The organism is Flammeovirga sp. AWQ4_249 (assembly GCF_056161045.1).
On record NZ_JBSWYJ010000013.1, the window covers coordinates 87,464 to 100,943 of the forward strand.

Consider the following 13,480-nt stretch of genomic DNA (forward strand, 5'->3'; position numbering starts at 1 on the left):
TATAATTTAATTGATCTTACTTAAAGGACCTTTTAATCTGTTTTTACGTTTTGTATTTTTTTCAATATACCTAATTTCCATCTTAGTTTCTTTATCCTTTTTAGGAATATTTGGTTCCATTAATGGAGATAGTGTGCTAGCAATACCTGTTAGGACAGACTTAACCCAAAAGTTAAAGATAAACTTCGTTGTATCTCTTTCAAAATAAATGTGACCTTGTTTCATAGATGGGAATCGAGGATTTTCCTCTCTAATTAATACATTTGCTACAGAACTAAGGAAAGCTCTTCTTTTTAACTCTCCTGTTTTCTTAGCTTTATCCTTTAGTACATCTACCTCTAGGTTTTTATATCTAAACTGCATATTTCCTACTGCAATTTTATCATCGGCTAGAATTTTAAAATACATTCTTTTTAGGTGGCCATCCTTTATTTTTACCAATTCCAATCTTTCAACAAGAGGATTTAGTTTCACAAGATCCATTTCTCCTACTTCTCCTTCATAATAATAAGTGCCTAGACTATCGAGAGGAGGCCAGCGGAAATACATTTTTAAATGACCACCTTTATCCATTAGTGTACCTTGAACATACATTTCCATATATGGATGTTTTGCTAATTTGGAAGTGTCATTAGTGATATTAAATATTTGGCCTGTAAAATCGTTCAATTGAAATTGTCCTGATTTACCTTCAAGTTCCTTATTATCTTTATTAGGACGGATGTTCCCTTTATATTCTTCATAATCAATATGACTATCTGTAATTGTAACCGTATCTAAATGTAAGGCCAAAGGGATACTTTCTAATATAGTATGAATCATTTTTGGATCCTTTTTATTAGGATCAATAGGGACAGTTTTATCTCTATATGCTGACAGGTCAAGACGATCAACTTCTAAACCATTGATGTGAATCTTATCATTGAAAAAGAAATTTTTAAAATGAAAACCTCTAAGTAATACATCATTTACATCAATTTCAATTCTATCTGTTTGGAATTCATTTGCTATACCAAACAACTTTTTTGAATATCTTGGAATTAATTGAAACGACTTTAAATGTAGATCAGCATACCTAGAATTGAAATCTAATGAATCAAAACCAATTGCATACATACCATTATTTAAATTGTAAATATTCTTTCCTAGATTAAGATTTATATCACCAAGAACGACATAATTAGTATCTGATTTGACAGTTTCTTGATTGATATAAATTCCGTCGACAGTTAGGTTTATTTCTTTAATTGTATTTTCATTATATACACTTAAAAAAGAGCGTTTATGTTCAATACTTTCAGAGGAATCTTCTGTCGCAAATAGGGTATAAGTATCAATCGGATTACCTTTAGATTCAGCTAAAATTTCATTAATAAGTTCCTCTTTTCTTTCTTTAGAGAAACGTTTACTTTTTTGTATTTTGTAGGTCTTTTTACTGAATTTATTGAGTTCCTTTGTAGAAAGTTGTGAACTACTTAATGGAGTATCTGTTCGCTTTCTTCGCATTAAACGAGAGATGTTTTGTCTTTTCTTTTTAGTGTATTTACTTCTAAATGATACGGCACTATTATCGACTTGGATATAATGTACTGCAATACTTTCAAACTTTTCTAATAGTTTTTCAACTTGTTCTTTTGGGAATGATTTTTCAGCGAAGTTTCCTTCCTTCTTGACCTTTTCTTTCTTTTTTGCTTTAGCTGGATTTATATAATTAATGTTTTTCGCATAAATAGTATCAATATCAATTTTCTTATCATAAATAAGTGGCTTGATACCCGCTCCTTTTACTTTTAGTTGGTCTACTTGTAATAGGAATAATGAGTCAATTATACCAACAGATTGAAAACCTAATTTAGGAACTATATTCGCATCTGTTAGTACGATAGAGTCTCCTTTGGTGTCAACAACCAAGTCATTTGTTGATATTACATAAGGAGAAATATCTCTTTCAAATTGTAAACCCTTCATTCTAATATTTACATTTTCGGGTTTAATACTACCAATTTGTTTTTCATCTGAAGGTTCAGAAGCTAAATCTTCAACTGTAAAGTCGCCACCAAAAAAAGTGAGGTAGCTTTCTTTCCCTTCTTTATCCATATGTAATAAAGCAAAGTCATCTACTCCTAAATGAATTTTACCAATATCAAGATGTTTTAAAAATTCTTTTCCGTCTGATTTAACTTTTTGTTTTACTTTTTTATCTCCTTTATTTAATTGTTCATCGATTGCTAGAACACCTCTTAATCCTTTAAAATTTATGCTATCAATATTTAATTGATGAATGTCCTTAAGCATTCGAATATCTAGACCATAAAAGTCAATATTATTTGCTCCAGTTAAGGATTTGACAGGTAATTCTACTTTTTCATCGTCAGGTGTTACAGATATACTTTGAATACCTAATCGCTGTTTTTCAACATTTAGACTAATTTTATCTACTAGAGCTTTATGACTGATAGAATGAATAGGAACATAGATATCTTCCATGACGAAATAAATATCTTTCCAATCGAAATCATTATTTTGTAATGTGAAATCTTCTATATCAATTCCAATAGATTCACTTCTACCTAATAAGCCTATATCTTCTTTTGTGATGGATAATGGTCCTTTTCTTAGATGAAAATCTTGTACGAGTAAATATTTAAAAGGAGGTTTCTTTTTAGGTTTATCTATTTTTATGCTATCAGAATGAATTTTTTGAACTTGAGAAATAGCTTCTTTTACAGGTATTTCTACATCAGAACTAGGGATGTCTACAAATATCCTTCTTACAATTAAAGAATCGGTTAACAGATAATTTCTCCAACCTAAATCACTGATCACAATATTTTTTACATAACTATTCACCTCAACAGATTTGCTGTTCTGAGCTGTATTTATATTTATACCATCCAATACTAATGTACTGTCATGGGTGTCAAATTTCATGTTCTCAAGTAAGATATCATAATCTTTGATTCTTGGAACGTGAATATCATTTAGGTTAACTAAGCCATGACCTAATTCAAAATATTTAGGATTTCCTAGGGGAAGAGTGAGAGAATCTAACTTTATATCAATGTCCTGTACAGTAAGCTTTTCATCGGATCGAGGTAAATGTAATTTGAAATTACCATTATTGATTTCAGTATTTCTTAAAGCAATAGTTATGTTAGATTTTTTCTTCTCCTTTTTTTCTTTTTTTATTGGATGAGTAGGGAGCCATATTTCAGTTTTCGGTTCTTCAATAATGAAATCATTATAAACCCATAATGAATCCAGTGGTTTTTTTAGGAAAAAATTATAGTCTACTTTTTTGATAGAAACCTTCTTTGCTTTTGCCTTGACGTACATTTGTGAAGTAGAATCAGGAATTTCTATTGTAGGCTGATAAGAAGGGTGGTAGATACTAAGATTTTTCCATTTCGAATTATAATATAATCCCCCAACTCGGATATAATGTTGGTTATTTAACTTCCACCTTTGTTGCTTTAATTTTACATCAAAGTAATCAAAATCGATCGGTATCTTTTTTTCTAATGTTTCATTTGTAACATAAATATCTATCAAATTGAAGGTTAAATCATTGACTCTTCTTTTTCCTAACTTTTCACTCTCAAAAGGTATTTTAGCACTTTCAAGATTAAATTCTTTAATATTTATTTCCTTTAGAAAAGGAGGGAGTTGTGGCTTTTTCTTAGGTTTTTTAGCCACTTTATTCTTTTTATTTAAATCTAGTTCAACTTCTGGTTTTACAATTGATACTCGTTTGATGATAATACTACTATCGTATAATAAGCGATTAAAATCTATACCCTCCAATGATAAAAGAGGTATAGTCGCATTATTAACAGGAGTAACATTTTCAATATTTTCATTAATTCTGTAGGCAGAAGTATTAAATATTAAAATAGAGCTATCATGTGTAGAAAAGCTCAACTTTCTAAAACTTAATCCAATAGGAGAGTTTTTTAATTCGAGACGAATATTATTTGAGCTAAATGAACATTCACCTAAATGTATTGGTAATAAGGGTTGTTCAAGGGTTGTAGAATCTAAATATATATCTTGAAATGAAGTGGTTAATTCATCTAGAGCAATTTGCTGAGTTATCTTTTGAGTATGATCAAAATAATTAAATGAAGTATTAACGGTATTGATATTCCCAATTCTATACCTTTTTAGAAATTCTTTATTATTGACAAAAAGGGTAGATAAAGTTTCATTTAAAGATTTTTTATTGATTTGATCCTCATTGACTTGACCTTTTATTTTGTATTTATGAATTCCAACATTCGCAGAGTCAATAAAAATATTACCGATGTATATCTCTTCTTGAAATAAAGCTCGTAATATAGAGAAGTTTTGTAAGCTTACGGTTTTAGCTTTAACTTCAGCAAGGTTTTTCTTTTCTCCTACAGGAACACTATCATTATAGGCGATGAACGCACTATCTGCAATAAATGTTGCATTATGCAGGGTAATACTTCCGCTTGATAAAAAGTCATGTATTGACCAACCAGAAATAAGTTTTACATCAATATTTTCGTAGTCAAAAGCATATTTATTTTTTGTGCCACGGGCAATACTTTCCTTTAAACCAACCCCAATAATTTGATCAGGGTAATATTTTAAGAGAGTATGTAGACCAATAACCACTACAAGAAACAGCGTTACAAATGTAATGAATAAGTAAAGGAAAAGATTAGAAATTTTTCGCATTAAGCTTTTCTTCTTTGGAGCTTTATTTTCTTCTCCATCTTTTTCCTCTTGACTATTATTTGGGTTATCGTCAGTACTCATTCAATCAAATGACGGAATTCTTTAATTTTCAATATCCATCGTACCATCACTTATCCATAATTGTCGATCAGCCATTTTTGCTAATTCGTGATTATGAGTAACAATTACGAAGGTTTGATTCATTTTATCTCTAAGTTCAATAAATAGTTTATGCAGTTCTTCAGCATTATTAGAATCTAGATTACCACTAGGTTCATCAGCAAAAACAATTAAAGGATCATTAATTAATGCACGAGCAATAGCACAACGTTGCTGTTCACCACCAGACATTTCTGTAGGTTTATGCGAATAGCGGTCACCAATATTGAGTTGTTGCATCAATTTTTTTCCTTTTTCTTCTACTTCACTTATTTTTTTACCAGAAATTAATGCAGGCATACAGACATTTTCTAAAGCTGTAAATTCTGGCAGTAGATTATGAAATTGAAAAACAAAGCCAATTTTTTGGTTTCTAAATTTAGCTAAATCGTCTCCATTTAAAGCAGTTACCTCTGTTTCATCAATCCACACACTTCCATTATTAGGTGTATCTAAGGTTCCAAGAATTTGTAACAAAGTACTTTTTCCAGCACCAGATGCACCCATTATAGATACTATTTCGTTTCTTTTTATTTCTAGATCAATTCCCTTCAATACGTTCAGTTTCCCGTATGATTTTGTGATCCCTTTTGCTTTCAGCATAATTTGTTTCATATTTGAATCCAACAACCATCATGTCATCCCCTTGTTCTACTCCTTCTTTCCATTTATTAAAAGTGGCATAAAGAGCATCACATTGTTCTGCAAACGGCAACGAAGATAATTCAAAAAGTAGTTTTTTAAACTTTACTTTTTTAAATTTTTCTCCTTCTGCATTGAATTGACTTGAAAAGCCATCAGAAAATAAATAAATACTTGCTTCTTCACTTAATTCAAAGTCGAAATTATCGAATTTTGGCTTTACATCATTAAATACAATTCCTATACTACAGAAATTACTTTTTATCGTTTTTAATTCATTATTATCGATGATGATTAATGGTCTTCTCGCACCAGCGAAATTAAGATTTCTGGTTCCTTTCTCAAATCTACAAACTGCAACGTCCATTCCATCACTAATCTCACTATTTTCATCAATATTTAATGCATCTTTCAGGTTGTGGTCAAGTTTTTCTAGTAATTCTGCACTTCTTATTTTAGGGAAGTCGACTACAAGTTGATCGAGTAATTGATTTCCAACAATAGAAATGAAGGCAGCCGGTACTCCATGATTAGTACAATCTATCAATAATAAGTAAATAAATTTGTCATTTTCGCGAATCCAAATAAAGTCACCTGTTACCTCACTTTTTGTTACACTTAAGTTAAATGATTTGGGGAAAAGATCTAAGAAAGTACCATCACAGCTAATAATCGCATCTTGTATATTTGCCGCATATTTGATACTATCCTGCATGCGATCATTAATTTCTTTTAAGAGCTCACTTTTCTGTTCGATTTCATCTTTTGCCTTCTGAACTTTTTCTCGTTCTAAACGAAACTCTTCAGTTCTTTCGTCGACTCTTTGTTGGAGTGTTTCTTTTTTAATTCTTTCCTTTCTTAAAGAAGAATAAAAGAAGTATAAAAATAGACCTAGAACTAGTAAAGTAAGGATTGCTCTAACACTTCTTTTTTGTAAAAACTTCTTTTCAATGGTAAATGAAAAACTGTCATTTATTGGAGATGCTATACCTCTTGCATTAACAGCTTGAAGATTAAAAGTATAATCACCAGGAGGGAGGTTTGCATAAATAGCTTGACTATTATCGGTAAGTGGATGATAGCTTTCATCATACCCTTCTAACTTCCATTTGTATCTAATCTTTGAAGGGACATTCATCGAAATTCCAACAAAATTGATTGTCAAGTGATTTTTATTACTAGGTAATGCAAGGTTAATTGGTAAGTGAGTTGTTTTATTTTCTCCCTCACTGTAATCTTCCCATGGAAAGTCTTCTGAAAACATCTGTAATCCTTCAAAAACGATAATTGGGGGAGTCATAGAGTACACACTATTTTTGGGATTTATCTTTACCGCACCATCATCAGTACCAAACCATAAGCTTCCACCTTTCTGATAAGAAGCACTGCTTTTTGTGTATGATAAAGAAGTGAAACCTTCAGCTTCGCCATATTTTTCTACTCTAACAATATCATTTTCTAAACCTACTAAATGATTGATACCGTTATTTGAACCAGCCCAAATATTACCTTTTTTATCAACTTCAACGGAGTATATGTTTGTGGCAGTCAATTTTTCATCTTGAAATGAAATAGCTTTGTCAGTTCCATAATGTAATTTACAAAGGCCACTTCCAGTAGTACCGATCCATAGATTATTTTGTTTGTCAAATACTAAGTCATTTACATAATTAGAAGGCAATGATCTATTGTTTGGTTGGAAAGTTTTAATAATTGAGAAAGTAGTATCTAATTTTATTAATCCTCTACCTCTTGTACCTAACCAAATAGAAGAGTCTTTTGCAGATGAGATGACTTTAGAGACTCTAAAACCTCTTAAATCATCAGAAAAATCTTTGATGTATTCTAAACCATTTTCATTGACTTTGAAAATATGGTTAATCATGACAGCATATAAATCATCATCCTTATGGAAGAAACAAGTAGGGCTGTTTAGGAATTCTTCATGAGAGGGGTCTGTTAATTTTTTCCATTGATTATTGATCAAATGATACACTCCCATGTCAGTTCCTATTAATAATAAACTGTCTTTATCTTCAACGATGTTAAGATGTCTAACGGGTTTAGGTAAATCTATTTTTTGGTCAAATTCATTCTCCTTCAATATTACAATTGAAGATTCTGTACCAATTACAACACTATTATTTTTAGCCTGATAGGTAGCTAATACTTTACCATCAATTTTAGATTCATTTCCAAAAAAAGTATAGATAAAGTTATTCAAACGAAATAGACCGTTAGGTGAAGCGAACCAAATGCCATTTTCATCATCTTCACAGATTGCATTAATGTGTTTATCTAGACCATTTTTTGCATTTATCTGATGGACTAGCTTATTGTAGTAATTGTAAGCAAATGCACCACTATTTCTTGTCCCTATCCAAAGTTCTTCGTCTTTTGATTCAAAGATGGATAGAATCTTCTTACTGCTTAATAGTTTTTGTGGCTTCTTTCTTTGATTTTTATCCAATATCCAAACACCTTGGTCAGTACCAATTGCCGCTCGGTTTCCAGAGATGTGCTTTATGATTTTTATATTACCAGGAATTCGAATATGACTTTGAACAGAGTCGTCTTTTAAAATAATGATACCTTTTTTTATGGTGCCAACCCAAGTATTACCCAATGTGTCAGAAGCTACACAAGAATATTTAACACTACCTTTCAACGGCTTTATGATTTTCTTCTTATTGAATTTTTTGTTCAATTGGAATAATTTAAAAGTCGTAGAAACACCCCAAAGAGTTTTATTTTTTTGTTCAAAATCAATATATCTGACGCCAAAAGGAATGCTGTCGTTCACCAAATAATTATACACCTTGCGGTCAGAAAGTAAGTTAATGCCATTAGCAGTAGCTACCCAGGTATTTGATTTATCTTCTTTTGCAAAGTCAAAAATAAAGTTATTTGAAAGTCCATTTTTAGTATCAATAGTATAAAAGGATTGGCTATTATTAATATTGATTCCTCCTTCTATCGTACCAATAATGATGGAACCATAGTTGCCTTTTTCTAATGTGACACAATTATTTTGTACCAAACCATTAGAATTGGTGAATTTTGTAATATTATATTGTTGAGCAGAAAGCTCTAGACAGAAAAAAAATAATATAGAGAGTAGAAATGCTTTAAACATTTATGTAAGACTAAATCCGAAATCCTTCAAATAATAAAAAATAACTCATCTTGAGGTTAGGTTTTTCAAAAAATATTTAACCTCTGAAGTTAATATTAAAAGTAGGTCTTAATTTTTAATATAGAAAGGGTTTAAAACAAAAAAACGAGCTGTTTATCACAACTCGTTTAATTATTTTGAAAATTAATGAATACTAGAACCTCTTTTTATTAAATGACTTTCAACAATTTCAGTTCTTGGCTTAAATTCAATATCTTTTTCCTCTGCTTTAATTTGCTCTAATAAAAGTTTGGCAGCCGTCTTTCCGATATCCACACCTGATTGTTCAATCGAAGATAAGGGAGGATCTAGAAGCTGGGATAATCTCCAATCACCAAAACCAATGACAGAAACATCACTAGGGATTTTTAATCCAGCTTTCTTAACAGCATTCATTGCACCAATTGCAGTCACATCATTATTTGCAAAAACGGCATCAAAACGGATTTTACTATTGATAATATTGCCCATCGTTTCTTGCCCTTCCTGTAAATCTCCATTAGGACAAGATATAATAAGCTCATCATTAACTTTGATGTTATTATCTTCTAGAGCTTTGATATATCCATTTTTTCTATTTTTACCAATAGCTAAATTATCAGGGCCACTCAAATGCACAATTTGTTTACAACCTTGTTTGATAAGATGTTCAGTTGCCATATAAGCTCCTTGGAAATCATCCGTAATGACCTTACTTACGTCCAATTCATCAGAAACTCTATCAAACATAACTAAAGGAACTCCTTTGTTTACAATGCTCTTTAAGTGTGATAAATCATTTGATTCTTTCGTTCTAGAAATTAACAATCCATCCACCCTGCTAGAAAACATCGCTTTTGTATCTACAATTTCCTGTTCAGTAGATTCATTTGAAATACAAATCATAACATTGTATCCTTCATTATAGGCCACTTGTTGAACCCCTGAAATAACATTAGCAAAAAAATCATGCACAATTTCAGGAACAATAATACCGAGTACAAATGATTTATTATGGCGTAAACTTAAAGCCAAAGAGTTTGGTTGATAATCTTTTTCTTTTGCGAGTTTGTTTACAGCATCTTTAGTGTCTTGGCTTATGTCTGGATGATTTTTAAGAGCTCTTGAAACAGTAGATTTAGAAATACCAAGTTCATTAGCGATGTCTTGCATCGTGTATTGCCCTTTTCTCATGTTAAATTATTATAGTTGAATTCGTTCAAAATTGTACTGTTTTTTGAAAATATATAGAATAACTATGAAACGACCTATTATAAAGTGTAAAAAAGAGAAAAATTGCGCAACCGATTGAATAAAAAACAAAAAATATAATTTGTGTTTTTTTGCTAAAAAAGTGATTTTTTTTTCTGCTTGTAAAAGTTGTGTTTATTTGACCTTATTTAAACTTATATTTTAATATATATTAAATGCAAAATCAACACTTATTAGTCTTTAAATTTCTTAAAAATCAAAATGTATAAAATAATAGACTGAAATTTTTAATTATTCGAAATAAAATTTTAACAAAGGAATTCTATGTTTATTTAAATAAAAGTATGTTTTTTTCTAAGAAATGTACGCGAAATTAATAAAAGTGAAAAAATATGATTTTGTCTTAATTAATTAAGTGATTAATTTGTAGTAGCAATGAAACAAAAAGTGGATTTGCCGATTGTACTTTTCTAAGATTAAATTGTTGAGTTTAATTTTTAAAAACTCTCTTCGACGTAAATTGAAAATGAAAAAAATAAGTTTGTTTTTATCAATTAAAACAAACTCACACTTAAATGTAAGAAAGTACTTGTCTATTTGTCTAACTGTATAAGTATGAAAATGAGCATTAATTCTACATGGCGTTATGCTACAATTGTGCTGCTTTTATTATTCTCTATTGTCACTTTTGCACAGGAGAGAAGTGTAAGCGGTAAAGTAGTAGATGAAAATGGTGACCCACTACCTGGTGTAGCTGTATTAGTAAAAGGTACAACAAAAGGAGGGACTACAAACTTTGATGGTGAATATAAAATTACTCTAGCTGAAGGAGAGACTACTCTAGTTGTCAGCTATATTGGCTATCAAACACAAGAAATTTTAGTTGGAAATCAATCGGTTATCGATATTTCATTAGAAGTTGACGCTGAGCAACTAGATGAAGTAGTCGTTATTGGTTATGGTAGTGTTAAAAAAGAAGATGCTACTGGTTCAATTGAAACTGTGAATGCAAATGATTTTAACCAAGGAGCAATTACATCTCCTCAGGATTTATTGAATGGTAAAGTTGCAGGTGTAAATATCACTACTTCTGGTGGTGCTCCTGGAGCAGGTTCAACTATTCGTATTCGTGGTGGTTCATCTTTATCAGCATCAAATGATCCCCTGATTGTTATTGATGGTGTGCCAATTGACTCAGAAGGTGTTGCAGGTATGCAAAACCCATTAAACTCGGTTAATCCAAGTGATATCGAAACATTTACGGTATTAAAAGATGCTTCCGCAACTGCTATTTATGGTTCAAGAGCTTCAAATGGTGTAATTATTATTACAACAAAGAAAGGAGCTTCTGGAAAAGTGAAAATTGATTATACAGGTAATGTATCGGTTTCTATTCCAAGAGGAAATATTGATGTGTTAGGAGCTGGTGAATATAGAGAATTGGCATCAGATTTATATCCTACATTAACTGATCAAATTGGTACTGCAGATACTGATTGGCAAAATGAGGTGCTAAGTACATCAGTTTCAACCGATCATAATATTAGTGTTTCTGGTACAGCAGCTGAAACTTTACCATATAGAGTATCAGTTGGTTATACTAACCAAAATGGTATTTTGAATACTTCTCAATTAGAAAGATATACAGGTAATGTTTCATTGAACCCAAAATTCTTTGAAGACCATTTATCAGTAAATTTGAATGTGAAAGGTATGCTAATCAAAAACAAGTTTGCAGATACTGGTGCTGTAGGCGAGTCGGTTAGTTTTGATCCAACAAGACCAGTAAAAGATGGTTCACCATGGGATTATGGTCATTTCACTTGGCTAGATGCTTCAGGTAACCCAATAGTACTTGCAACTCAAAACCCAGTTGCTAAACTTGACTTTACTGATAATACTTCTGATGTCAAAAGGTCAATTGGTAACTTACAATTAGATTATAAATTACATTTCTTACCTGATTTAAAAGCAAATTTAAATATTGGTTATGATTATTCTTGGTCTGATGGAAGTAATATCCAAAGTGATAGTTTGAAACAAACATATCCTGATATTGGATACCGTTCTACTTTTGATCAAGAGAAAAGAAATGAATTATTAGATTTCACTTTACAATATGTAAAAGATCTTCCATCTATAAACTCTAAGTTAGATGTAATGTTAGGTTATTCTTGGCAACATTTCTATAGAGAAGGAAGTGATTATGCGACAAACGGAGATGGTTCAATTGAAAAAACTCCTTTTACACCATACAGTACTGAAAGTTACTTAGTTTCATTCTTTGGACGTTTAAATTATACTTTTGCGGATAGATATTTATTCACTGTAACTGTTAGAAATGATGGTACGTCTCGTTTCTCTCCTGATACAAGATGGGGATTATTCCCAGCAGCAGCTTTTGCTTGGAATATGAAAAAAGAAGGCTTCTTAGATAGTTCTGATGATATAAGTACTTTAAAACTAAGATTAGGTTACGGTCAAACTGGTCAACAAAATATTGGTCAAGGTGATTATCCTTATTTACCTTTATATACTTCAAGTACTTCAACGGCATATGTACAAATTGGTACAAATCCTGATGGTTCTCCAATCTATTCTCAAACATATAGACCTAATGGTTATGATGCTAATATAAAGTGGGAGACAACAACTACTTATAATGCTGGTATTGACTTTGGTTTTATGGATGATAAAATTACGGGTAGTATTGATGGTTACTTGCGTAAAACATCAGACTTGTTGAACGTAACTCCTGTACCTGCTGGATCTAACTTAAATAATCAAGTTTTAGCAAATATTGGAGATCTTGAAAACAAAGGTGTTGAATTTAACATCAATGCTAAATTGATTAGTAATTCTAAGTTGAACTGGAATTTTGGTTTTAACCTTACTTATAACCAAAATGAAATTACAAAACTACAGGCATCAGATGATCCTGATTATGACGGTGTTTATACAGGTGGTATTGCAGGTGGTACTGGTTTAACTATTCAAGTTCATAGTGTTGGTTATCCTTCTAACTCATATTTTGTTTTAGAACAAGTTTATGATGATAATGATAAGCCAATCGAAGGAGTATTTGTAGATAGAAATGGTGATGGTCAAATAACAGAGGGTGATAGATACAGATACAAAGATTCAGCTGCTGATATCTATATGGGCTTCAATACAAATCTATCATACGGTCAATGGGACTTTAGTTTAAATGGCCGTATCCGTTTAGATAACTATGTATACAACAATGTTGATTCAAATAATGGTGTTTTAGATAGAGTGTATCAAAATGGTACTTGGAACAATGTAACTAGAGATGCAATTAATACTGGTTTCCAAACAGGAACAACTCTTCAAAAATATTCTAACTACTATGTACAAAACGCTTCATTCTTAAGATTAGACAACTTGATGTTAGGTTACAACTTCAAAGATGTTGCTGATGGTAATGTAAACTTAAGAGTTTATGGTACTGTAAATAACCTTGTAGTTGCGACTAAATATAAGGGCTTAGACCCAGAAGTTGATGGAGGTATTGATAACAATGTTTATCCTCGTCCAACGACATTCTTATTAGGTGTAAACTTAGGATTCTAAAAAATTGAGATTAAT

5 protein-coding genes are annotated in these 13,480 nt (G+C 31.0%); 1 reads left to right on the plus strand and 4 read right to left on the minus strand.

What is annotated here, in order from left to right; all coding sequences use genetic code 11:
• Positions 1 to 6: 6 nt before the first annotated feature.
• From ACXAHM_RS12090 to ACXAHM_RS12105, 4 genes are all read right to left on the minus strand, one after another.
• Positions 7 to 4,785: a hypothetical protein gene (locus tag ACXAHM_RS12090; RefSeq protein ID WP_474960700.1), complete on the minus strand. Its 4,779-nt coding sequence runs from the start codon at positions 4,783 to 4,785 to the stop codon at positions 7 to 9.
• A 21-nt stretch (positions 4,786 to 4,806) separates the two neighbouring features.
• Entirely contained in the window at positions 4,807 to 5,466 is a 660-nt protein-coding gene (locus ACXAHM_RS12095) for an ABC transporter ATP-binding protein (protein ID WP_474960744.1), read from the minus strand.
• Positions 5,405 to 8,641, minus strand: coding sequence for a ligand-binding sensor domain-containing protein (locus ACXAHM_RS12100; RefSeq protein ID WP_474960701.1), 3,237 nt, complete (start codon positions 8,639 to 8,641; stop codon positions 5,405 to 5,407). Before ACXAHM_RS12100 ends, ACXAHM_RS12095 begins: the two co-directional genes overlap by 62 nt.
• A gap of 183 nt (positions 8,642 to 8,824) precedes the next feature.
• Positions 8,825 to 9,853 carry a LacI family DNA-binding transcriptional regulator gene (locus tag ACXAHM_RS12105; RefSeq protein ID WP_474960702.1) on the minus strand — a complete coding sequence of 343 codons (1,029 nt, stop codon included), beginning with the start codon at positions 9,851 to 9,853 and terminating at the stop codon, positions 8,825 to 8,827.
• Between the two features lie 633 nt (positions 9,854 to 10,486).
• Between ACXAHM_RS12105 and ACXAHM_RS12110 the strand changes: the two genes are divergently transcribed.
• Positions 10,487 to 13,465, plus strand: a complete 2,979-nt coding sequence (locus ACXAHM_RS12110; RefSeq protein WP_474960703.1) for a SusC/RagA family TonB-linked outer membrane protein — start codon at positions 10,487 to 10,489, stop codon at positions 13,463 to 13,465.
• Positions 13,466 to 13,480: the final 15 nt, after the last annotated feature.